This is a genomic window from Lentzea albidocapillata, from assembly GCF_000719115.1.
Classification (GTDB): Bacteria; Actinomycetota; Actinomycetes; order Mycobacteriales; family Pseudonocardiaceae; genus Lentzea; species Lentzea albidocapillata.
This window is the reverse complement of the sequence record NZ_JOEA01000013.1, coordinates 62,738-84,738: the sequence shown is the minus strand read 5'-3', so window position 1 is coordinate 84,738 and position 22,001 is coordinate 62,738. Positions and strand designations below refer to the sequence as shown.

Annotated in this window: 24 protein-coding genes, 1 tRNA gene and 1 pseudogene; 11 read left to right on the top strand and 15 right to left on the bottom strand. The window is 67.1% G+C overall.

Annotation, left to right across the window (positions count from 1 at the left end; genetic code table 11):
- Positions 1-58 precede the first annotated feature (58 nt).
- The 3 genes from IG04_RS0120365 to IG04_RS0120355 all read right to left on the bottom strand — a co-directional run bounded on the left by IG04_RS0120365 (position 59) and on the right by IG04_RS0120355 (position 2,117).
- A complete protein-coding gene (locus IG04_RS0120365) occupies positions 59-484 on the bottom strand; it encodes a carboxymuconolactone decarboxylase family protein (RefSeq protein ID WP_030478259.1) in 426 nt (141 codons plus the stop codon).
- Between the two features lie 83 nt (positions 485-567).
- Positions 568-1,302: an SDR family NAD(P)-dependent oxidoreductase gene (locus IG04_RS0120360; RefSeq protein ID WP_030478258.1), complete on the bottom strand. Its 735-nt coding sequence runs from the start codon at positions 1,300-1,302 to the stop codon at positions 568-570.
- A complete protein-coding gene (locus IG04_RS0120355; protein ID WP_030478257.1) occupies positions 1,299-2,117 on the bottom strand; it encodes an NAD(P)-dependent oxidoreductase in 819 nt (272 codons plus the stop codon). Before IG04_RS0120355 ends, IG04_RS0120360 begins: the two co-directional genes overlap by 4 nt.
- An 83-nt stretch (positions 2,118-2,200) precedes the next feature.
- Here IG04_RS0120355 and IG04_RS0120350 point away from each other — a divergent pair, with 83 nt between their 5' ends.
- A complete protein-coding gene (locus IG04_RS0120350; protein ID WP_030478256.1) occupies positions 2,201-2,554 on the top strand; it encodes a winged helix-turn-helix transcriptional regulator in 354 nt (117 codons plus the stop codon).
- Between the two features lie 9 nt (positions 2,555-2,563).
- Here the strand turns inward: IG04_RS0120350 and IG04_RS0120345 are convergent, their stop codons facing one another.
- Positions 2,564-3,241 carry a protein phosphatase 2C domain-containing protein gene (locus IG04_RS0120345; RefSeq protein WP_144065184.1) on the bottom strand — a complete coding sequence of 226 codons (678 nt, stop codon included), beginning with the start codon at positions 3,239-3,241 and terminating at the stop codon, positions 2,564-2,566.
- A 78-nt stretch (positions 3,242-3,319) separates the two neighbouring features.
- Positions 3,320-3,400 (bottom strand) — tRNA-Tyr (locus IG04_RS0120340).
- A 119-nt stretch (positions 3,401-3,519) separates the two neighbouring features.
- Between IG04_RS0120340 and IG04_RS0120335 the strand changes: the two genes are divergently transcribed.
- Together IG04_RS0120335 and rfbA are read left to right on the top strand one after the other, a co-directional pair.
- A complete protein-coding gene (locus IG04_RS0120335) occupies positions 3,520-4,011 on the top strand; it encodes a YajQ family cyclic di-GMP-binding protein (RefSeq protein WP_030478254.1) in 492 nt (163 codons plus the stop codon).
- Complete coding sequence (gene rfbA, locus IG04_RS0120330) at positions 4,008-4,880, top strand: glucose-1-phosphate thymidylyltransferase RfbA (RefSeq protein ID WP_030478253.1); 873 nt, start codon at positions 4,008-4,010, stop codon at positions 4,878-4,880. The genes IG04_RS0120335 and rfbA overlap by 4 nt, the downstream gene beginning before the upstream one ends.
- Here rfbA and htpX read toward each other — a convergent pair.
- The 4 genes from htpX to IG04_RS0120310 are packed head-to-tail and all read right to left on the bottom strand — an operon-like array spanning position 4,877 to position 7,151.
- Positions 4,877-5,746: a zinc metalloprotease HtpX gene (gene htpX, locus IG04_RS0120325; RefSeq protein ID WP_030478252.1), complete on the bottom strand. Its 870-nt coding sequence runs from the start codon at positions 5,744-5,746 to the stop codon at positions 4,877-4,879. The two genes, rfbA and htpX, sit on opposite strands and share 4 nt — an antisense overlap.
- An 18-nt stretch (positions 5,747-5,764) precedes the next feature.
- Entirely contained in the window at positions 5,765-6,217 is a 453-nt protein-coding gene (locus tag IG04_RS0120320; protein ID WP_030478251.1) for a 4Fe-4S binding protein, read from the bottom strand.
- Positions 6,214-6,744 (bottom strand): NADH-quinone oxidoreductase subunit C, encoded by a 531-nt coding sequence (locus tag IG04_RS0120315; RefSeq protein ID WP_030478250.1) that lies wholly within the window; start codon positions 6,742-6,744, stop codon positions 6,214-6,216. Before IG04_RS0120315 ends, IG04_RS0120320 begins: the two co-directional genes overlap by 4 nt.
- The gene (locus IG04_RS0120310; protein ID WP_036015288.1) at positions 6,741-7,151 is read right to left on the bottom strand and encodes an NADH-quinone oxidoreductase subunit B; all 411 of its coding nucleotides are present in this window, start codon (positions 7,149-7,151) and stop codon (positions 6,741-6,743) included. The genes IG04_RS0120315 and IG04_RS0120310 overlap by 4 nt, the downstream gene beginning before the upstream one ends.
- 311 nt (positions 7,152-7,462) lie before the next feature.
- Between IG04_RS0120310 and IG04_RS0120305 the strand changes: the two genes are divergently transcribed.
- The gene (locus tag IG04_RS0120305) at positions 7,463-8,407 is read left to right on the top strand and encodes a LysR family transcriptional regulator (RefSeq protein WP_338043553.1); all 945 of its coding nucleotides are present in this window, start codon (positions 7,463-7,465) and stop codon (positions 8,405-8,407) included.
- 78 nt (positions 8,408-8,485) lie between these two features.
- Here IG04_RS0120305 and IG04_RS46585 read toward each other — a convergent pair whose 3' ends face one another.
- The 3 genes and pseudogenes from IG04_RS46585 to IG04_RS0120290 form a co-directional block, all read right to left on the bottom strand.
- The gene (locus IG04_RS46585) at positions 8,486-8,635 is read right to left on the bottom strand and encodes a hypothetical protein (protein WP_157512956.1); all 150 of its coding nucleotides are present in this window, start codon (positions 8,633-8,635) and stop codon (positions 8,486-8,488) included.
- A 148-nt stretch (positions 8,636-8,783) separates the two neighbouring features.
- A pseudogene (locus IG04_RS45435) lies at positions 8,784-9,134 on the bottom strand (transglycosylase SLT domain-containing protein); the annotation flags it as partial.
- A 932-nt stretch (positions 9,135-10,066) separates the two neighbouring features.
- Entirely contained in the window at positions 10,067-10,444 is a 378-nt protein-coding gene (locus IG04_RS0120290) for a beta/alpha barrel domain-containing protein (RefSeq protein WP_030478246.1), read from the bottom strand.
- A gap of 81 nt (positions 10,445-10,525) precedes the next feature.
- Between IG04_RS0120290 and IG04_RS0120285 the strand changes: the two genes are divergently transcribed.
- A complete protein-coding gene (locus tag IG04_RS0120285; RefSeq protein WP_030478245.1) occupies positions 10,526-11,476 on the top strand; it encodes a GNAT family N-acetyltransferase in 951 nt (316 codons plus the stop codon).
- A 564-nt stretch (positions 11,477-12,040) separates the two neighbouring features.
- The gene (locus IG04_RS0120280; RefSeq protein ID WP_030478244.1) at positions 12,041-12,418 is read left to right on the top strand and encodes a MerR family transcriptional regulator; all 378 of its coding nucleotides are present in this window, start codon (positions 12,041-12,043) and stop codon (positions 12,416-12,418) included.
- A 120-nt stretch (positions 12,419-12,538) separates the two neighbouring features.
- Here IG04_RS0120280 and ddaH read toward each other — a convergent pair whose 3' ends face one another.
- Positions 12,539-13,441 carry a dimethylargininase gene (ddaH, locus tag IG04_RS0120275; protein WP_084400888.1) on the bottom strand — a complete coding sequence of 301 codons (903 nt, stop codon included), beginning with the start codon at positions 13,439-13,441 and terminating at the stop codon, positions 12,539-12,541.
- Positions 13,442-13,516: 75 nt separating this feature from the next.
- Here ddaH and IG04_RS0120270 point away from each other — a divergent pair, with 75 nt between their 5' ends.
- The 4 genes from IG04_RS0120270 (at position 13,517) to IG04_RS0120255 (ending at position 17,803) form a co-directional block, all read left to right on the top strand.
- Positions 13,517-13,957, top strand: a complete 441-nt coding sequence (locus IG04_RS0120270; protein WP_035913697.1) for an Lrp/AsnC family transcriptional regulator — start codon at positions 13,517-13,519, stop codon at positions 13,955-13,957.
- Between the two features lie 9 nt (positions 13,958-13,966).
- Entirely contained in the window at positions 13,967-14,707 is a 741-nt protein-coding gene (locus IG04_RS0120265) for an enoyl-CoA hydratase (protein WP_030478242.1), read from the top strand.
- A gap of 211 nt (positions 14,708-14,918) precedes the next feature.
- On the top strand, positions 14,919-16,757 hold the full coding sequence (locus IG04_RS0120260) for a 2-oxoacid:acceptor oxidoreductase subunit alpha (RefSeq protein WP_051770287.1): 1,839 nt from the start codon (positions 14,919-14,921) through the stop codon (positions 16,755-16,757).
- Positions 16,754-17,803 (top strand): 2-oxoacid:ferredoxin oxidoreductase subunit beta, encoded by a 1,050-nt coding sequence (locus tag IG04_RS0120255; protein WP_030478240.1) that lies wholly within the window; start codon positions 16,754-16,756, stop codon positions 17,801-17,803. Before IG04_RS0120260 ends, IG04_RS0120255 begins: the two co-directional genes overlap by 4 nt.
- Positions 17,804-17,870: 67 nt before the next feature.
- Here the strand turns inward: IG04_RS0120255 and IG04_RS0120250 are convergent, their stop codons facing one another.
- Positions 17,871-19,961 (bottom strand): sunset domain-containing protein, encoded by a 2,091-nt coding sequence (locus IG04_RS0120250; protein ID WP_030478239.1) that lies wholly within the window; start codon positions 19,959-19,961, stop codon positions 17,871-17,873.
- 141 nt (positions 19,962-20,102) lie between these two features.
- Between IG04_RS0120250 and rarD the strand changes: the two genes are divergently transcribed.
- On the top strand, positions 20,103-21,026 hold the full coding sequence (gene rarD / locus IG04_RS0120245; RefSeq protein WP_030478238.1) for an EamA family transporter RarD: 924 nt from the start codon (positions 20,103-20,105) through the stop codon (positions 21,024-21,026).
- On the opposite strand, the gene IG04_RS0120240 is transcribed toward rarD, so the two are convergent.
- The gene (locus tag IG04_RS0120240; protein WP_245815953.1) at positions 21,027-21,992 is read right to left on the bottom strand and encodes a polyprenyl synthetase family protein; all 966 of its coding nucleotides are present in this window, start codon (positions 21,990-21,992) and stop codon (positions 21,027-21,029) included.
- Positions 21,993-22,001: the final 9 nt, after the last annotated feature.

The following is a 22,001-nucleotide window of genomic DNA, read 5'->3' as shown; positions in this document are numbered from 1 at the left end:
CGCTGAGGCCGGCACGCAAGAGAGAGGAAGCTCTTGCGCGCCGGCTTCAACCTTTTGCTCAGGCCACCTTCTGCCCCGTGGCCACGTTCATGCGGTTCCACAGGTTGATCGCGCCGATCGCGATCACGAGACCGGCGAGCTGCTCCTCGGTGTAGTGCTTCGCCGCCTCGTCCCACACGTCGTCGCTGACGTGCACGTGCGTGACCTGCTCGGCGAGCGCGAACCCGGCCTTCTCGGCATCGGTGTAGTACGGCACGTCCCGCCACCCCGCGACGGCGTAGACCTTCTCGTCCGCTACGTCCGCCTGACGCAGCAGCTTGGTGTGGTAGTCGATGCACATGCCGCAGCCGTTCATGATGCTGACGCGCAGGCAGATCAACTCGACGTAGTCCTTGTCCAGGCCCGTCTTCCCCGCTGCCTCCGACAGGTCCAGCAGAGCCTTCATGGCGCCGGGCACGGACATGATCGGGTTGGCGATCCTCATCTTCGTTCTCCCTGTCTTCGTCGTCTTCCGCTCTCTCGACCCGGCAGACGACGAAGGTGTGACAGGTAGTCCGAAGATTTTTCCTAGGCGCTGATCCCCTGGCCCAGTCCGCCGTCGACAGCGAGTTCGGCACCGGTCGTGAAGGTGGCGTCGAACCCCAGGAACAGCACCGCGGCCGCAACCTCGTCCATCGTGCCGTGGCGCTTGAGCGGCGTGATGCGGTCGCCCTCCTCCTTGAACTGCTGCAGCACCTCAGGCGGAGCACCGACGACACCCATGGACGGGGTGTCGATGAAGCCGGGACTGACGACGTTGACCCTGATGCCGCGCGGAGCGAGTTCCGCGGCGAATCCACGTGCGAAGGACCGCACAGCCGCCTTGGCGGCCGCGTACAGGGTCAGCCCCTCCGCGCCCTGCTCCGTGGCGACGCTGGTAGTGAAGACGATCGCGCCGCCGTCCTTGAGGAGCGGCGCCAGCTGCTGCGCGGTGAAGAACGCACCCTTGGTGTTGATGTCGAACGTGCGGTCGTAGTCGCGCTCGGTGGCGTCGGGAAACGAGGTCAGCGTCGAGTAGCCGACGTTGACGAAGAGCAGATCGATCTCATGCAGTCGTTCCCGCACTTCGCTTCCGAGCTTGGCGATGTCATCGAGGTTCGCCGCGTCCGACGCGATGGCGTGCGCCTTGATGCCTTCTGCCTTCTTCGTGCTGCGTCCTGTGAGCAGCACCTCGGCGCCACCCTCGATCAGCTTGTCGACCACCGCGCGGCCCATGCCGTGCGTGCCGCCCGTGACGACGACCTTCTTCCCCAGGTACTTCATTTCCGGATCTCCTCGATGACGCTTGCGATGCTGTGCGTGCCGTGGCCGCCACGCTGGGCACGTTCGAACAGGTCGTGCAGGGCCTGCGGGATGGTGGTGTCGAGGCCCTGCTCGCGGTTGGCCTCGGTGAGCATGCGCAGTCCGGCCACGTTGATGTCCAGCGCGGACACGTCGGTCTCGTACTGCCTGGTCCGCGTCTCCTCGCCCATCTCGGGCAGGAGGGTGCCCATTTCGTTCAGCCAGCTCATGGCCATCGGCGTGAACCGCTCCGGCGCGATGCCCTCGCTGCCCACCAACGCGACCGCCTGCAGGTAGCCACCGAACGTGGCCCACATGATGCCGAGCAGGGCGAGGTCGTGCAGCGCGGCGAGTCCAGCGTCCTCGCCGACGTACACCGGTTCACCGAACGCTTGCAGCACATGATGGTTCTCGCTGCCGCTGAAGAAGATCTTCGCCTGTTCGGTACCGATCTGCTGCGGCACAGCCATGATCACGCCGTCGACGTACTCGACGCCGTTGTCCTTCGCCCACTGCGCGGTGGCGCGGGCCTGCTCCGGCGTGCCGGACGTCAGGTTGACGAGCGTCTTGATCTCGTTGGTGAGCAACGGTTGTTGAACGTCGTACGTGGACAGGCAGGTGACGACGACGTCGCTCTTGAACGCCTCTTGCGGCGTGGCAACGCTTCTGGTGTTCGGCAGTTCCTTCGGCGTGCGGTTCCACACGGTCACTTCGTAGCCCTGGCCGACCAGGGCCTTCGCCAGCGCGCTGCCCATCCGGCCCAGGCCGAGCACGCTCACGGTCTTCTTGATCCCCATGCCGTGAATACTCGTTCTGACACTGACGGATCGACAAGTACCTACTATTTTGTCAGGTACCCACTTTTCGGTAAGGATCCAGCATGAAGCCACGACAGTATTCGTGCGGCCTCGACGCGGCCATCGACGTGATCGGCGGCCGCTGGAAGGCCCTGATCCTCTGGGCGCTGCACCACGGCCCCGTGCGCACGGGCGAGCTGCGCAGGCTGGTGTCCGGCATCAGCGAGAAGATGCTGATCCAGGTGCTGCGCGAGATGGAGGCCGACAAGATCGTGCACCGCGAGGTGTTCCACGAGGTGCCGCCGCGCGTCGAGTACTCGTTGACACCGCTTGGCGTGCGGCTGAACGAGGCGCTGCTGCCGTTGGGCGACTGGGGCGAGGACAACATGACTGCGATCGCGCACCGCCGTGGCGTCGAGCCCGCACCCAGGCATTGACGCCTAGGGCTAGCGATCGAGGAACACGACAGTCGCGTCGTCGGAAATCTTCTTGCGCGGCCATTCAACGGCCTTGACGTCTTCCTTTTCGACCGCACGCATTCTGCGGATGAGGTCGTCCGGGCCGTTCGCCGCCATCAGTTCGAGCGCCTGACGCCAATCGAAGAGATTGAACATGTCGACCGCCCGCGCGGCCCCGTCGGACAGGATCGCGACGCGCCGCACGTCCTGCAACGGCACCTCACCCGTCAACGCGTGCTCGACGTCAGCGACCTTCGCACCGGCCGTGCGCTTCGTCTTCGTGTCACTCACCACGAGCAACTCACTCTTGGTGTCGACCACGACCGTGGCGTCCCCAAGCACCAGGTACCGCAGCACGTCGTCCTTGGTCTGCACCATCGCGATCGCCACGCTGGGCGAGTCCGGATGATCGAGGTCGCAGGTGCCGGAGTGCAGCTCAGCGGCCTGTTCGACGGCCTTCGCGAGCGCCACGCCAGGCTCGAGGTGCGCGAACCGCAGGATCTCCCCGGAGAGCTGGTCGGCGAACCAGCCGACACCGTGCTCGCATCCGGTCTCGGGCTTCGCAGTCACGCCGTCGAGCACAGCGAGCAGGTTCGGGCCGACCAACGCCCGGTCCTCGCTCGGCGCCGTCGTTCTGCCGGCCTCTGTTGCCATCTGCGTACGCACTGAGATCCCCCTCGGTCCGCTACGACGATACGACTATGGGCCCCTGACCTGTCCGGTCAGAGGCCCATCAGTCTTGCGTGGCGGGTAGAGGATTCGAACCTCTGTAGCTTTCGCGACGGATTTACAGTCCGCTCCCATTGGCCGCTCGGGCAACCCGCCCCACACCGCCGTAACGGTGCGGGCAGAACAATACATAACCCCGTCGGGAGGCCCCAAATCGGGGTCCCCCAGTAGCATCGACGCTGGCTGTGATCCCGAGATCGTTGAGGAGTGAAGTCGTGGCGGACCCGTCGTTCGACGTGGTGAGCAAGGTGGACCGGCAGGAGGTCGACAACGCACTCAACCAGGCCTCGAAGGAGCTGAGTACCCGCTTCGACTTCCGCGGGACCAACACCACAGTGGCCTGGGCCGGCGAGGAGGCGATCACCTTCACCTCCGAGACCGAGGAGCGCTGCAAGGCGGCGATCGACGTCTTCCAGGAGAAGCTGGTCAAGCGCAACATCTCGATGAAGGCGTTCGAGGTGGGCGAGCCCGCTATCTCCGGCAAGGTGTTCAAGGTCACGGGAAATCTCGTGCAGGGCATCACGTCGGAGAAGGCAAAGGAGATCGCCAAGAAGATCCGCGAGGAGGCGCCCAAGGGCGTTCAGGCGCAGATCCAGGGCGACCAGTTGCGGGTGTCCGCCAAGAAGAAGGACCACCTGCAGGAAGTCATCGCACTGCTGAAGGGTTCTGACTTCGGCATCGCCCTCCAGTTCACCAACTACCGGTGAAGGGCATCGTCCTCGCCGGTGGCAGTGGATCGCGCCTGCACCCGATCACGCAGGCCGTCTCCAAGCAGTTGCTGCCGGTGTACGACAAGCCGATGATCTACTACCCGCTGTCGGTGCTGATGCTCGCCGGCATCCGCGAGGTGCTGATCATCTCGACGCCGACCGACCTGCCGCTGTTCCGGCGGTTGCTCGGTGACGGGTCCCAGTGGGGCATGGCCTTCTCCTACGCGGAGCAGGCCGCGCCGAACGGACTCGCGGAGGCGTTCGTCATCGGCGCGGACTTCGTCGGGGACGACGACGTGGCGCTGGTGCTGGGCGACAACATCTTCTACGGCCAGGGTTTCTCCACCACGCTGCAGCAGCACGCGTCCTCTTTGGACGGCTGCGTGCTGTTCGGCTACCAGGTGAAGGACCCCGAGCGGTACGGCGTGGGCGAGGTCGACGCGACGGGCAGGCTGCTGTCCATCGAGGAGAAGCCCGCGAAGCCGAAGTCGAACCGGGCGATCACCGGGCTCTACTTCTACGACAACGGTGTGGTCGACATCGCGCGGAAGCTCAAGCCGTCGCCGCGTGGCGAGCTGGAGATCACCGACGTCAACCTCGCCTACCTGCACGAGGGCCGGGCGCAGCTGGTGGAACTGAGCCGCGGGTTCGCGTGGCTCGACACCGGCACGCACGACTCGCTGCTCGAGGCCGGGCAGTTCGTGCAGGTGCTGGAGCACCGGACCGGCGTGCGCATCGCGTGTCCCGAGGAGATCGCGCTGCGCATGGGCTTCATCTCCGCGCAGGAGTGCTACGCGCTCGGCGAGAAGCTCGGCAAGTCCGGGTACGGCGAGTACCTCATGGCCGTGGCGAAGGCAGGGCGTTAACCAGCCCTGCGCGCCATCTCTTCGAGCCTGCGGATGCGGTCGGCGATCGGCGGGTGGGTCGAGAACCACTTCGAGAACTGTTCCCCGGTGCGGAACGGGTTCGCGATCATCAAGTGGCTCTGCGACACCACCTGCGGCTCCGGCGCCAGCGGCGCCGCCCGCGTCCCCAGCTCGATCTTGCGCAGCGCCGAGGCCAGCGCCAGCGGGTCGCCGGTGAGTTCGGAGCCCGACTGGTCGGCCTGGAACTCGCGCGAGCGGCTCACGGCCAGGCGCACGACGGTCGCCGCGATCGGGCCGAGCAGTGCGATCAGCAGCAGGCCGAGCGGGCCGGGGCCGTCGTCGTCGGAGTCGCCGCCGCCGAAGATCCCGGCGAACAGGGCCAGGTTCGCGAGCATCGTGATCACGCCGGCCAGCGCGCCGGCCACGCAGCTGATCAGGATGTCGCGGTTGTAGACGTGGGCGAGTTCGTGGCCGAGCACAGCGCGCAACTCACGTTCGTCGAGCAGGTCGAGGATGCCCGTGGTGCAGCACACGGCCGCGTTGCGCGGATTGCGGCCCGTCGCGAACGCGTTCGGCGCGATCGTCGGGCTCAGGAAGAGCCTGGGCATGGGCTGGCGCGCCTTCTGCGACAGCTCACGCACGATGGCGTAGAGCACTGGTTGCTCCACTTGCGACACGGGTATCGCCCGCATCGCGCGCAGGGCGAGCTTGTCCGAGTTGAAGTACGCGTAGGCGTTCACGCCCAAGGCCAACACCAGGCCGATGACCAGTGCCGTCCGGCCGAACAGGCTGCTGACCAGAACGATCAGCGCGCTCATCCCGCCGAGCAGCACGGCCGTCTTCAACCCGTTGAAGTGCTTGTGCACGGTTTTCGCCTCCGGGTTTTACGTCCTACCCCTCAACGAACCAGGCCGCCGTCCGGTTCCGGTGGCCGTTTCGGGCGCGGCCTCCGCGGCGGGGTCGAGCGGCGGTGGCGGCGGCACCTTCTCGACCCATGTGGACAGCACGTCCCGTTCGTGGACGAGCTCCGCGACGGCACCCTCGCCGTCGATCGAGCCCGTGCCCGGATAGCCGAACTCCGGCGCCCAGTGCAGGGCGTCGAACGGGCAGACCTCGACGCAGATGCCGCAGTAGAGACACTGGCCGTAGTCGATCGCGAACCGGTCGAGCACGTTGCGGCTGCGCGGGCGGGCGCTGCCGGGCTGCTGCTCGACCTCGGTGTGCGACGTGATGTGGATGCACCAGTCAGGACACTCGCGCGCGCAGATCATGCAGACCGTGCAGTTGGCCTCCAGCAGCGCGATTACGCCTCTCGTGCGCGGTGGAAGGTTCGTCACGACTGCGGCTCCTCTTCGCGGCGCGGGCCCCAGGACGGGTCCGGAACGCCAGGTGGTGCGGTGCGGCGGCGGCTCGGGGCGCTCGTGTTGTCCTCGCCGGGTTCGAGAGCGCCGGGCCACGGGCGCACGACGCGGGAGGCGAGCACGAAGTCCTTGCGCAGCGGGTGGCCCTGGAAGCTGTCGGGCAGCAACAGGTGCTCGGGCTTGCTGTCCACGGTGACGCCGAACATCTCCGCCGCTTCGCGCTCGTGCCACTGCGCGCCCTTCCAGAGGTGGGCGATGCCCGGCAACGCTTCCTCGGGGCCCAATTCGGTCCGCAGCATCACGCCCTCGCGTGTCTGCGGGCTGATGACGTGCAGGAACACCGCGTGGCGCTGACCTGAGGCGCCCGGCCGGCCCGCGTCCTCGACGCCGAGCCAGTCGAACATGACGTAGCCGTCGGCGTGGTGGGCCGTGGCCGTGGCGAGCCAGTCGGCGAGCTCCACGTGGTGGACGGTCTGGCCGAACGCCGTCTTCGAGGTCGTCATGCGTTCACCAGCCGGTGCAGTGCCTTCAGGCCTTCGAGCAGTGCTTCGGGCCGCGGCGGGCAACCGGGAACGGCGACGTGGACCGGCAGGGCCTGGTCGATTCCCTTGGTGACGCTGTAGGAATCCCAGTACGGGCCGCCGGTGTTGCTGCACGCGCCCACGGAGATCACGTAACGGGGTTCGGGCATGGCCTCGTAACTGCGGAGGACAGCGGGCAACATGACGTCCGTGACGGTGCCGGAGACAACGAGAACGTGCGCCTCGCCCGCGCCGTCGACCGGCGTGACGCCGAGGTCGGGGAGGCGGTCGAGAGCTGCCATCACTTCGACCCCGCAGCAGGCGAGGCCGAGTTCGAGCACGGTGACCTGGTAGGTGGTGCCCCATTCCAGGCGAGCGGAAGCCGTCACAACTGGCGAGGGTAATACTTGGGGGCCCGCCGGCTTGCACCTGCGGACCCCCACCCCCCAATGATTCCCCCCGGAATCGGCTCCCACGCGTGGTCGCCGCAGATAGCTTTGTACACCGCGACATAAGTGTCCAGGGATTTGCCAACAGGATCTGCAGATAATTTGTCGGCGAAATGCGGTCAAGTTCAGTTCAACTGATCGACAGAACACAAGAGAGGGTCTCGATGTCGGGCTCGTCCCAGTTGGTGCTTCCCACCAGCACCTCGCTGCACCGTTTGCTGAACATGCCCGGTGCACTACTGGATACCACGATGGACCAGCTCAGGACCCTGCTCACGGTGCATGAGACCCGTTCGGCCCTACGCGCGGCCAGGGCGTTGGGACGAGAGCAGTCGAGCGTGCAGAAGCAGCTCGACACGTTGAACAGGAACTTCCTGGAACTGTGCGGCGAAGCGCTCGTGGTGAAGCAGGGGCGCGGAAAAGACGTGCTGTTCACGCCGACTGGTGAGTCGATCGTCGAATTGGCGCGGGAGACGCTCGCGGAGTGGCTGGACGGAATTCACGAGTGCCGCCGCAAGCTCGGCACGACGGTCACCGTGGGCACGACCCGATACATGCTGGATACGCTCGCGAAGGCGTGGCACCACGTGGCGGACGAGTTCCGCGAGCGCGACGTGGACCTCAAGGTCGTGCACATCCGCACCAAGGACATCTGGACGAAGCTGGAGACGCAGGAGGTCGACATCGTCTGCGGCAGCGTCGTGACGCGGGCGGGCCAGGGCTGGGAGCGCCCCGAGTTCGAGGTGATCCAGTGGCGGCGGGGTGGCCTCGCCCTGCTGACGAACCTCCCGGAGACGGTCGTCGGGGACCGCGTGCGCGTGCCCGCGTTGCGGTCGGTGCCGTTGGTCGTGCCGGCCGCCGGGCTGATCGCCGAGTTCCTGCGCGGCTGGTTCGGCCCCGACTACCGGCAGGGTCTCGACATCGCCGCGGAGATCGACGAGATCCAGTACGGCATCTCCCTGCTCCGCTCGAACCTCGTCAAGGGCGCGATGATCGTCACGTCCGGCCTCGGGGTGGTGGCGGCGAACAACGAGCTGCGCGAGGGAAGCGGCCTGCGCGTGGTCCAGCTCGTCGACGACTCGCTGGAACGGCTCGTGGGCGTGTTCGCGCGGACCGACGCGCTGGCGAAGCACCCGGCGGACCACCCGCTGAAGCTCCTGTGGGCCGCGTTCGAGCGGGAGGCTCCTCCCCTGTGAACGCCTGGCGCTGGTCGTGCTGCCCTCACAAACAGAAGCGCCCCGGTCGTGACCGGGGCGCTTCCGTCGTTTTCCTGACTACTTCTTCGCGGGTGTCATGGCGTCGTGTTCAGGCCTGCGTTGCTCGACGTTGGGACGATGTTGGGCTTTGGCCATCTTGGCCAGCCAGCTCGTCGCCTCCGAGCGGATCTTCTCCAGCTCGTCGTCGCGTGCCTGTTGCTCGTTCATCGGCCACTCCCTGCGTTCGGGGATCGCGTTCGATGGGAGCACTACCGGGCGTGTGCCCGCTAGGGCCGCCATGCTTGTGGGTGAACCTGTTTGACAGCATCGTCCGCCGATAGGTTTCCCGCACCCCGACACGACGAATTCGGGGCCTTTAGTACCCCAGGTATCCGCCGCCCAGGTTCATGTTGACCAGACCCGGGTGGTTGTGGAAGCCGCCGTAGCGCGCGTAGGTGTAGCGAACGCCCGCGATGATGTTGTCGACCGGCGCGAGGATGTTGTCGTAACCCGCGAGCTTGTACGCACGGAACGTCGGGTCGATGCACTGCATCAGGCCCTTCGACGGCGTGCCGCGCATCGCGTTGGAGTCCCAGTTGTTGACGGCGTTGGGGTTGCCGTTCGACTCCTTCATGATGATCGTGTAGATCTCGTCGACGGAGCCGTTGTCGATATTGGTGCCGTTGGCCTGCAGGATCTTGATGGCATCCTTGATCCAGGCCTCGACCTCGCGCTGCTTGGCGGGCTTGCGCATCTCGATCTGACGCTCGGCCTCGGCCTTGGCAGCTGCCTCGCGCTGAGCGTGCGCGTCCGCGGCGACCTTCGTGGCCTGCTCGAACGTCTGCTGCGCGTACATCTGCTGGAACTGCAGAAGACGGCCGACCTGGCTGCCAGGGTTCACGTCGTGAACCGTCTGGATGGTCTTGACCTGCTGGTCGGGGAGAGCGCCCAGCTCGGCCGCACCCGCGGCGAGGTCGGTCGGAGTACCACTGGTGGCGGCGTTGGCGATGGCCGCGGTGCCGGCGGCGACACCTGCGGCGACGACGATCGCGCTCACACGGTGGGCAAGCGGAACCTTGTCGTCCTCGACGCGGTGAGCGCCGGGCTTGACTTCTTGCTTGGGCACGACCGTGTACACGGTTCGGCCATCGGCCTTGCTGTGCCGGGCCAAGGGGGAGCCTCCTGCGTCGGGGAGCTTGGCCACCGGGCTGTCTCAGCGGGGGATTCCGAGCCGGACTTTGGACCCTAGGTACTACTGGTCCTGTGTCCTGCCGGTGACCAAACCGTTATCGGCGGGCGAGAACGTAACCTCGCGTCACGAGCGCAGGCAAGCTTGAGCGCCCGTTGGGTGACTCTCGTCACGTTTCCGATGAGCTGGGCTATCCGTTGCTGACAGACAGTCAACAAGCCGTGTGCGTCCTGCGTAAGTTCATCGTTGCCTCCTGACGAACTGGCGGAGCTGTCTGTTAGTTCGCTGCTAGTCCGGCTCTCGTTATGGGTTACGTCCACGACCACGCGATCGAGTGATGCCGTCACGCTTCGTGGTTGCATTGGGGTGCGGGGTGCTGACCTGCGGGGACTTGATCGCTGGACAGCGTTTTTCTGGGTCTGACGAGGGGTACGGAGAGGCTGCCCGTCCGGTTCACCCGATGTTGTGGGTTAACTCTTGCGCTTCTGTTCGAGCGCCTTGAGAACCCAGTCCGGGCTGTCGCCGGGGCTGTCGTTGAAGGCGATAGCGGCCTCCGGCTGGCGCCAGTGCACTTCGTTGACGACGACCTGGAAAAGCTCCAGCAGGCCGGGTCCCTTGCGGATGCCGCCGCCGACCACAACGCAGTCGTACTTCCTGGCTTCGAGCTTCTCGACGAGCTTGGCCTGGGCGCGGCCGTCCAGTTCCGCGAAGTCGACGAGGAAGAGGTCCTCGGTGAGGCCCAGCTCGGCGAACGCCCTGCTGCCCTGCTCGATGCCGGCGGCGACCGGTGCGGGGTCGAAGCCGGGGATGGTGTGGGGATCGAAGCCGATCACGAGGATGTCGGTCACCCGTCCGAAGTTACTGCGGCCACCAGAGGCCGACCACAAAGTCGAGAGACAGGCCCGCACGGGCCTGATTACGTTCGGCGCATGATCGCAAGCCTCAACTGGCGCCCCCTCAGCCGCGATGACGCCGAAACGTCGGCCGACCTCCTCAACGCCATCGAGGCCGTCGACAAGATCGGAGAGAACTACACGGCGGAGGACACCTTCACCGAGCTGATCGACCCGTACGCGGACCTGGAACGCGGCAGCCTCGCGGCCTTCGACGGCGACGTGATGGTCGGCTACATGAAGATCCAGTACCGGCCGACCGCCTCAGAGGTCCACCGCGTCTCCCTGGACGGCGGCGTCCACCCAACGTATCGCCGTCAGGGCGTCGGCACCCGGCTGGTGCGGGCCGGGATCGAGTCGGCCCGCGTCCTGCACGCGCTGCACCACCCGACGCTTCGGCTCGCGATCAACGTCCACAAGGCCGAGCACATCTCGGGCCTGGCCGAACTCCTCGGTGCCGCCGGATTCACTCCGGTCCGCTACTTCCAGCGCATGGAACACGCACTCCTCGACGTCGGGCCATCCGCTGACCCGCGGATCGAACCGTGGTCGGAGGCAGCCGACGAGGAGTTCCGGCGTGTACGGAACGAGGCGTACCGCGAGAACTGGGGCTCGACGCCGATGCCGGTGAAGCTCTGGAAGAACAAGGTCACCAACCAGACGTTCCGGCCCTCCGCCAGCTTCCTGCTGCGCGATGGCGACGGGGTGGCGGCTGGGCTGTTGGTGACGATGAACTGGGAGGCCGATACCGAGGCCACCGGCGTTCGTGACGCGCACTTCATGGTCATCGGGACGTTGCCTGCCTATCGGAACCGTGGCGTTGCGAGCGCTCTGCTTGGCCATGCGCTTCGGGCGGCCGCCGAGCAGGGTTATGACCGCGCGCTGCTGAGCGTGGACTCGGAGAACTCCACTGGGGCGTTCGGCATCTTCGAGCGAGCGGGCTTCAGCTCGACGATGCGCTTCGTGCGGTGGGAACTAGCGGGCTGAGCCCTCGCTGCCGGGCGGACTGATCGAATCAGACCAGGTCAGCACAGCTGCGTCACCCGATCGAGGAAATCTATGGTGACGGGAGTAGACATTGTCCGCCGGGCGTGTGTAGTCTTCTCCGTGTTGGACGAGAGAACATGACACGGGAGATGACGAACTACCCGTGAAGCAAGTGCAGGACGGTCAGATTTGCCGGAGCCGATCAGTGGAAGGGGTTCTGGCAGGTGACCAAGGGCGGTCGGTGAGGTGAATCCGGCATGTGCAAGAGGTCCGGAGCCGACAGCCACGTGAGAGAAGGAAAGTCAGTACTCAGAGGAGAAGGGAAGGGTTACACACCATCGGATCGCCCGATTTCGGCTGAACTCCGCCGAACGGGTACCGCGGTTCCATCAGATTGGAAGGTGGTCTTCGGTTACGCACACGCGATCCCCGCAGCGCCCGCTTCTAGTACGGGGCATGCGGACAGAGGATGTCGATCTCACGGTCGGCTAGGTGGAAGTGAAACCCAACAACCCTGGGGCCCCGGTGCTACTGCACCGGGGCCCCTCGTGATGTGGAGGCGCGATGACCCCAGGCAGCAACGAATCTGCGAGCAACGAACCGCAGACCACAACCGAGAAGTTCGACGACGAGCACTACCCCGCCTACACGATGGGCCGGGCCGCGGAACTGCTCGGCACGACGGCGAACTTCCTGCGCAGCCTCGACGAGGCGAAGCTCATCGAGCCCCAGCGCTCAGCCGGCGGGCACCGCCGGTACAGCCGCTACCAACTGCGTCTGGCCTCTCGCGTCCGCACCTTGGTCGACCAGGGCACGGGACTGGACGCCGCCTGCCGCATCGTCACCTTGGAAGACCAGCTTCAGGAAGCTCAGGCGCTCAACGCCAAGCTCGCGCCCCCGCCTGCACCCGACGATCCCTATCCGCCCCTGCAAAGCGTGTGAGTCGTTCGAGAATCGGGACGTGACGCGAGAGTTCAGCGGAACGTCCCACGCGACTGATCTGCGCTGGCGAAGGCTGGTCCAGCCTTCACCGAGCGCAGATCAAGCACTGCGCGGGCGAGGTCAGCCGCGCAGTTCCATCGTGCAGCACTTCGGGCCGCCACCCGACTTGCGCAGCTCCGAGATGTCCACGAACACGGGCTCGAACCCGCGCCGCGCCACCTGCTCAGCCAAATGCGTCGCCTCGACCGGCATGACGACGTGCTTGCCGTCGGACACCGCGTTCAGCCCGAGGCACACGGCGTCGTCGTCGTTGGCGATGACGGCGTCCGGGAAGAGGCGGCGGAGGACCTGCTGCGAGCCCGGCGAGAAGGCTTCCGGGTAGTAGGCGACCAGGGGGGACGGGGACTGGTCGTCGAGCATGAACAGCGCCACGTCGAGGTGGTAGAAGCGCGGGTCGACCAGTTGCAGGGACACGACCGGGACGCCGAGGACCTCCTGGGCCTCGCCGTGCGCGCCTGGGTCGGTGCGGAAGCCCGTGCCGGCCAGGAGCAGGGAGCCGGTCCAGGTGAAGTCGCCCTCCGCCTCGTTCACGGCGGTGGGCATGACGACGGACTTGTAGCCCGACGACAGGAACCACCTGCGGAAGTGGTCGGCTTCGGCCGAGCGCTGGGAGGCCCTGAACCTGGAGCCCAGGACTCGGCCGTCGATGACGGTGCCGCTGTTCGCTGAGAAGACCATGTCCGGCAGGCCCGGTACCGGCTCGATGACCTGTACGTCGTGGCCCAGGCGCTCGTAGGTCTCCTTGAGCGCGGTCCACTGCTCCACGGCCAGCGTTGTGCTGGTGGGCTGGGTGGGATCCATCCACGGGTTGATGGCGTACTCCACCGTGAAGTACGTCGGCGGGCACATGAGGTACCGACGGGTCGTCGGCACGCGCCCAGGAAGGAGATCCTGTGCCGGCGCGAGGGGTGCGGCGATGTCGAGCGTGATCGGCTCGCCGGGCCCGGAGATGGATACGGTCATGGATCGAAATGTAAACGGCAGCTAGACCATCGAACAACGCCGCGACATTGCGTTAACTAGGGCAGAATGTTGCGTGTGGACAGCATCGACCAGCGAATCATTTCGTGCCTCATGGCCAACGCCCGTTCCAGCTACGCGGAGATCGGCAAGGAGGTGGGGTTGAGTGCGCCCGCGGTGAAGCGGCGGGTCGACAAACTGCTGGACACAGGGGTGTTGAGGGGGTTCACGGCGGTGGTGGATCCGGAGGCGCTGGGGTGGGGTACCGAGGCGTTCGTCGAGGTGCACTGCAAGGGGAACGTCGCGCCGCACGACATCCAGCACCGGCTGGAGCCGATGGCCGAGGTCAGCGCGGCTTACACGGTGTCGGGGGCCGCGGACGCGATCGTGCACCTGAGGGCCGCGGACATCCACCACCTGGAGACCGCACTGGAGCGGCTGCGGGCCGTCGAGATCATCGACAGGACCGTGTCGACGGTCGTACTGTCCCGGCTCCTGGACCGGCCGCTCGCGCCTTAGGGTTCGGGCATGGCTGAGGTTCTGCTGGAGCACCACGAGTCCGTCGCCGTGATCACGATCAACGATCCGGAGCGGCGCAACGCACTGACCATCGACCTGTCGCAGCAGCTCGCGGACAAGGTCGAGGAAGCGGAACTGGTGGCCAACGCGCTGGTCATCACGGGTGCGCCGCCCGCGTTCTGCGCCGGCGCGGACCTCACCCAGCTCGGCAACTCCAAGGACGAGGGCCTCAAGAAGATCTACAAGGGCTTCCTCGCGGTGGCCAACGCCACCATCCCGACGATCGCCGCGGTCAACGGTGCTGCGGTCGGCGCCGGGCTCAACCTCGCGCTCGCGGCGGACGTCCGGATCGCCGGGCCCAAGGCGAGGTTCGACGCCCGGTTCCTGCAGCTCGGCATCCACCCCGGCGGCGGCATGACGTGGATGTTGCAGCGGATCACCAACGGGCAGACCGCGACGGCCATGACGCTCTTCGGGCAGATCCTGGACGCCGACCAGGCCGTCGCGCACGGACTCGCCTACGCCAGGGCCGAAGACCCACTGGCAGTGGCCAAAGAGCTGGCGAGGGCCTCTGCCGAGGCGCCGGCGGAACTCGTCCGGACGATCAAGGCGACGATGCGGGCGACCGATGCAATGCACGACCACGCGGAAGCGGTCGAACTCGAGCTGATCCCACAGGTCGCTTCGATCGACACTCCAGAGTTCGCTGCGAGGCTTGCCGCGATGAAGGCTCGGATCAGCGGACGGTAAGTGTTACCTTGGGTAACAGGTATCGAGGGTGACGTCTGCCGCATTCGGGTATCCGCTGGTAGTGCTGTGCTTACCGTTAAGTCAAGGACCCGTTGCGGCAGCTGGGACAGTTCGTCTCGCCTGGTGGTACACGGCCCGTCTCGCAGGCGGTCCTGGCGACTACCCTCGTGGTGGGGCACGGCCACCCTTGGAGAGAGGTATCGGCGTAGGAATGAGCACTGAGACCCGCAAGCTGGATCGCGTTGTGATCCGCTTCGCCGGCGACTCCGGTGATGGCATGCAGCTCACCGGAGACCGGTTCACGTCGGAAGCGGCGGCGTTCGGTAACGACCTCGCCACGCAGCCCAACTTCCCCGCCGAGATCCGCGCACCACAGGGAACCCTGCCCGGTGTGTCGTCGTTCCAGCTGCACTTCGCCGACTACGACATCCTGACGCCCGGTGACCGTCCCGACGTTCTCGTCGCGATGAACCCCGCCGCGCTCAAGGCGAACGTCGTCGACCTGCCGGACGGCGGCATCCTCATCGTCAACACCGACGAGTTCTCGAAGCGGAACCTGACGAAGGTCGGGTACGACTCGAACCCGCTCGAGGACGACTCACTCGAGAGGTTCCAGGTCCACAAGGTCGCCATGGCGACGCTGACCATCGGCGCCCTCGAAGAGACCGGCCTCGGCAAGAAGGACGCCGAACGCGCGAAGAACATGTTCGCGCTCGGCCTGCTGTCGTGGATGTACCACCGGCCGACCGAGGGCACGGAACGGTTCCTGCGCGAGAAGTTCGCGAAGAAGCCGGACATCGCCGAGGCCAACGTCCTGGCGTTCCGCGCCGGTTTCTACTACGGCGAGACGACCGAGGCCTTCGCCGTCACCTACGAGGTGGCGCCCGCGAAGCTCAACGTCGGCACCTACCGCCAGATCACCGGCAACACGGCGACGGCGTACGGCATCGTCGCGGCGGCCCAGCTCTCGAAGCTGCCCGTCGTGCTCGGCACGTACCCGATCACGCCGGCGTCGGACATCCTGCACGAGCTCAGCAAGCACAAGAACTTCGACATCACCACGGTGCAGGCCGAGGACGAGATCGCGGGCATCGGCATCGCCCTCGGCGCGTCCTACGGCGGCGCGATCGGTGTGACGTCGACGTCCGGCCCCGGCATCGCGCTGAAGTCCGAGACCATCGGTCTCGGCGTGATGACCGAACTGCCGCTGCTCGTGATCGACGTGCAGCGCGGTGGCCCGTCCACCGGTCTGCCGACGAAGACCGAGCAGGCCGACCTGCTGCAGGCGATGTTCGGCCGCAACGGCGAGTCGCCGGTGCCGATCGTGGCGCCGCAGTCCCCCTCGGACTGCTTCGACGCCGTGGTCGACGCGACCAGGATCGCGCTGAAGTACCGCACCCCGGTGCTGTTCCTGAGCGACGGCGCGATCGCGAACGGCTCCGAGCCGTGGATGATCCCGGACGTCGAGACGCTGCCCGACCTCACGGTCGAGTTCGCGACGGACCCGGAGAACTTCCAGCCGTACTCCCGCGACCCGGAGACGCTGGCACGCCCGTGGGCCGTGCCCGGCACCCCTGGTCTGCAGCACCGCATCGGCGGTCTGGAGAAGCAGGACATCACCGGCAACATCTCGTACGACCCGGAGAACCACGACAAGATGGTTCGCCTGCGCCAGGCCAAGATCGACGGCATCGAGGTGCCGGACGTCGTGGTCGACGACCCGGACGGCAACGCGAAGGTCCTCGTCGTGGGCTGGGGTTCGTCCTACGGCCCGATCGGCGCGGCGGCACGCCGGGTCCGCAAGCTCGGCCTCCCGGTCGCGCACGCGCACCTGCGGCACCTCAACCCGTTCCCCAAGAACCTGGGCGACGTGCTGAAGTCGTACGAGAAGGTCATCGTGCCGGAAATGAACCTGGGACAGCTGGCGTTGCTGTTGAGGGCGAAGTACCTGGTGGACGCCGTGTCCTACACCAAGGTGCAGGGCCTTCCCTTCAAGGCGGAGGAGCTGCAGGACGTGCTCGCTGACGTGATCAAGGGGGTGTCGGCGTGACAGCCATCGATATCGGACTCCCCGGCCTGACCGGGGTTCCCACCACCGACGAGAAGCAGACGGCCAGGGACTACAAGTCCGACCAGGAAGTCCGCTGGTGCCCCGGCTGTGGCGACTACATCGTGCTCAACACCATGCAGTCGTTCCTGCCGTCGCTGGGTCTCAAGCGCGAGAACATCGTGTTCGTCTCGGGCATCGGGTGCTCGTCCCGCTTCCCGTACTACATGAACACGTACGGCATGCACTCCATCCACGGCCGTGCGCCGGCCATCGCCACGGGTCTCGCCGTGGCGCGGCCGGACCTGAGCGTGTGGGTGGTGACCGGTGACGGCGACGCGCTGTCCATCGGCGGCAACCACCTGATCCACACGTTGCGCCGCAACGTGAACCTCAAGATCCTGCTGTTCAACAACAGGATCTACGGCCTGACCAAGGGTCAGTACTCGCCTACCTCGGAACCGGGCAAGGTCACCAAGTCGACTCCGATCGGCTCGGTCGACCACCCGTTCAACCCGGTGTCGCTGGCGTTGGGCGCGGAGGCGTCGTTCGTGGGCCGGGCGCTCGACTCGGACAAGGCCGGTCTCACCTCGGTGCTGCGCCAGGCGGCGGAACACCGCGGCTCGGCGCTCGTGGAGATCTACCAGAACTGCCCCATCTTCAACGACGGCGCGTTCGACGTGCTGAAGGACGCGGACGAGGCACAGCGGCGGATCATCCACGTCGTCGACGGCGAACCGATCCGGTTCGGTCGCGAGGGCGAGTACTGCGTGGTCCGCGAGGGCTTCGGGCTCGCGGTCGCCAAGTCCTCGGACGTGGACGCGAGCGACATCGTCGTGCACGACGCGTCGGACCTGAACCTGTCGTTCGCGCTCTCGCGGCTGTCGACTCAGGACCTCACGCACACCGTCACGGGCGTGTTCCGCCGTGCGGACCGCGCGACGTACGACGACGGAGTGCGCGCGCAGGTCGACGAGGCCAAGGCAGCCAAGGCCGCGGACCTGAGCAAGCTGTTGCACGGCAAGGACACCTGGACCGTGGTCGGCTGACCCCGGAACCGCCAGAGAGGCCCCCACCGAACGCGGTGGGGGCCTCTCTGGCATCTGTGGTGCGAGCTCACGGGGCCGGGCGGAACCCGGCCTTCTCCGCGTCGGCCTCGGTGCGGAACCACACGTCCGCACGGGTGTCGCCGAAGTTCACCGAACCCTCGCTGTAGTAACGACGGCCGGTGAGCGTGGCCTTCACCGAGAAGTCCGCGGCCGGCGCGTGGCCGTCCGACCTCGGCAGCACCGAGCCGGGACCGAACGGCGAGCGCGGGTTGAAGCCCTCCGGCTGCTGGAACCGCGCCGGTGCCGAGCCCGCGGGCGTTCCGTTCGGGCGGCCGCCGGTGGACGGCGAGTAGCCGACCGGACGCGGGCGCTGCGGGAGCGACGGCGTGGGCGGGGCCTCCTGCTTCGGCTGCTCGAACGCAGAGAACGCGGGGAAGCTCTGCTGACGCTGCGGCGTGGTGCGCCGGGCCTCGCGGATCGGCAGGCCCGCCTCGGTGTGGCGCTGCGGCAGGTCGACGGGCTCGGGCTCCGGCTCGGGCGGGGCGGCGAGCAGCGGCTCGTCGCTCGGCACGAACGTCGGCACGAACGGCTGGTCGTCGGTCGTGTCCGGCAGCTTGCGGGTCTGGCCGAGCGCCGGCAACGGCTCGTCGGCGTCGAGCAGCGGCTCGAACAGCGAACGCGGGTGTTCGGCGACCGGAGCAGGGGCCGCCGGAGCGGCTGGTGCGGCGGGGGCCTCGGTTCCGTGGGAGAACGCGGCACCGACGGCACGGACCGAACGCTCCTGGGTCTCCTCGGACTCCACCCGCGGCTCGAACGCCGAGAACGGCGCGGGCGGCGGGGCACCGGGTGACATGAACGGCTGCTGGGAGAACGACCCGGTGTACTCGGGCTCGACGAACTCCTCGAAGACCCGCTCGGGCTCCTCGTGCGGCTCGTGCGCGAACTCCTGCTCAGGCTCGGTGTACGGCTCCTGCTCCTCGGCCAGCGTCGACTCGAAGACACCGTTGCGCACGCTCGGCGCGTCCAGGTCCACCGGCTCGACGATCGGCTCGATCAGCCCGGTCTGCTCAGCCGGGGACTCCGGCTCCACCTCGGGCTGCGGCTCGGTGAACCCGTCCAGCTGACCGGAGATCTCGTCGCGCAGGCCGGGGTACTCGCCGGTGAGGTCGTTGTCCGGCCAGCTGCTCTCCTCGACGGCGATGAACGACGTCTGCTCAGAGCGGGTGCCCGCGGGCTCGTCCTCCTGCTCGGCGGCCTCGTCGAGGTACGTCTCCGGTTCGTCCTGCGACCAGACCTCGCGGGGCTGGTAGATGAAGTCGTCGGCCTGCTCGTCGACCTCCGGCCCCGCGGTCGGCACGCTGGCCGGCGCACCGGGCTCGGCGACCGGCTCGACCGTGGGCACGTACGACGTCTGCTCGGCCGGGAGTTCGGGTTCCTGGTCGAAGTCCGCGGCCTCGAGCCCGGACTGCGACAGGACCGTCGTCTGCTCGGCCGGGGTCTCGGCGGGGACCTCCCCCGGCGTGAGTCGCTCGAACAGCGAACGAGGGCGGTCGTCCTCGGCGTCGGCCAGTGCCTTCTGCTCGGCCAGCTGCTCCTCGAAGCGGCGCTGCGACTCCTCGGGCTCGAGGTACTGGCGGACCTGTGCGGCCGGCTCCTCCTCGGGCTCGGGCTGGGCCTCGAAGGTGGTCGTCTCGAACGGCTCCTGCTCGAACGGCTCCCGCTCGTAAGGCGTCTGCTCGTAAGGCGTCTGCTCGAACGGTTCTTGCTCGTACGGGGCCTGCTCGTGAGGCGCCTGCTCGGGCTCCTCGATGACCGGAGGCGGCGGAACCGGGTCGGGAGCCTGCACGGGCTCACCGAAGTAGGCGGGCGGCTCCTGGTACGGCGCGGGAGCGGGAGGCAGTGCCGGCACGGCCGTGGGCGGCGTCAGCACCTCGTCGCTCAGCGAGCGCGGCGGCGGCGTGTCCCACTCGTCGACCATGAAGTCGTCGACGGGAACGGGCGCCGCGACCGGCGAGGCGCTCCGGCGCGCGTCAAGAAGTTGATCATCGAGGTCGGCAATCTGCTTCCGTGCGGGGCGCACCATCACCAACCAGGTGAGCAGTACTCCCGCAACGAAGGACAGCAGGCTCCACAGCCAGACCTGCCCGAAGATGTTCACGGGTAAGCCCCTTCTACGACCACACCGACCACTCACTCGGAAGGGTGAGCACGGCCAAACTACAGTGCCTTTGATGATGCTCCGTCACTACGCCGTTCAGCGCAAATAACGGGCGGAAAGCCCAGCGTAGAGTGGGATTTTGTGCCCCCTCTGACAACCTCGGCCACCACTTCGCCAGAAGTTCACACCCAGGGGCGAGGGCTCACCTACGGCGCACTCGCCTACGTCCTCTGGGGCTTGTTCCCGGCGTACTGGCCACTCCTCGTACCCGCCCAGCCGGTCGAGGTGCTCGCACACCGGATCGTCTGGTCGTTCGTCACGCTCGCCATCGTCGTCATGATCCTCCGACGGTGGCGGCCTTTCCTCGAACTATCAGGAAAAGGCTGGCTGATCGTTACCGCAGCGGCCGTGTTGATCACGGTGAACTGGGGCACCTACATCTACGCGGTCAACAGCCACCACGTCGTGGAAGCGGCGCTCGGCTACTTCATCACGCCACTGGTGAGCGTGGCGCTCGGAATGATCTTCCTGAAGGAACGCGTGCGGTTGCCGCAGACCGTAGCGATCGCTGTGATGATCGTCGCTGTGATCGTGCTCACCGTCGACTACGGCAGGCTGCCGATCATCTCGCTGGTCCTGGCCTGCTCGTTCGGCGTCTACGGGCTGCTGAAGAAGAAGGTGCCGCTGGACGCCATCACCAGCCTCACCGCGGAGAGCATCGTGATCGTCCCGTTCGCGCTGGTCTACCTGCTCGTCCTGGGCAGCGCGAACACCTTCACCACCGAAGGCACCGGCCACACCCTGCTGATCCTGAGCACCGGCATCGTCACGGCGATCCCGCTGGTGCTGTTCGGCGCGGGCGCGCAACGGATTCCGCTGATCACGATGGGCATGCTGCAGTACCTCGCTCCGGTGCTGCAGTTCGCGTGGGGCGTGTTCGTCGTGCACGAACCGATGCCGCCGAGCAGGTGGATCGGCTTCGCGCTGGTGTGGCTGGCCCTGGCGATCTTCACGTTCGACGCGCTGAAGAACCGGCGCAAGCAGGCGCTCGCGCCGGTCAGCTGACTATCGGGAGCGCTCCACCACGTAGGTGGCGAGCTCTTCGAGAGCGTCCCGCGCGGCGCACGGAGGCAGCTTGCCCAGCTCCGTGCGGGCCCGGTCCGCGTAGTCGTCGAGGGTCTCGCGGGCCTTGTCCATGCCGGAGGACTTGCGCAGCAGGACCAGGGCCTCGTCCACCAGTTCGTCGTCCGTGATCGGACCAGCCAGCAGCTCGGCCAGGCGCGTCTCGGACGGATCCGCCAGCGCGTAGAGCATCGGCAGCGTCTTCACGCCCTCGCGCAGGTCGGTGCCGGGGGTCTTGCCCGACTCGACGGACGGCGACGCGATGTCGATCACGTCGTCGGAGATCTGGAACGCCGCCCCGATCACCTCGGCGTAGCGGCGCAGCGCGTCCGTCTGCTCCTCGGTCGCGTCGGAGAACATGCCGCCGAACCTGGCCGCGGTGGCGATCAGGACGCCCGTCTTCTCCTCGATCACCTTGAGGTAGTGGGAGATCGGGTCCTCGCCGGGCTTCGGGCCGACGGTCTCGCGCATCTGACCGGTCACCAGGACCGAGAAGGTCTCCGCGATGATCCGCGCCGCGTCCGTGCCCAGATCGGCGGTCAGGCGGGACGCGTGGGCGAAGAGGAAGTCGCCGGTCAGGATCGCGATGCTGTTGTCCCACTTGACGTTCGCGGAGACCGCTCCGCGCCGCATGGTCGCCTCGTCCATGACGTCGTCGTGGTAGAGCGTCGCGAGGTGGGTGAGCTCGACCACAGCGGCCGCCTTGATGACCTTTTCCCGGTCCCAGTCGGCGCCGAACTGCGATGCGAGCAGTGTGAAGAGCGGGCGGATGCGCTTCCCGCCCGCCTCCACAAGGTGAAGCGAGGTTTCCGTGACCGGGTGGAACTCGCTCTGCACGACGTCGTGCAGGATGCGCTCCACCTCGGCCAGGCCGTCCTGGACTACCACGGTGAGCACGGGGTCCACCAACGCGAACCC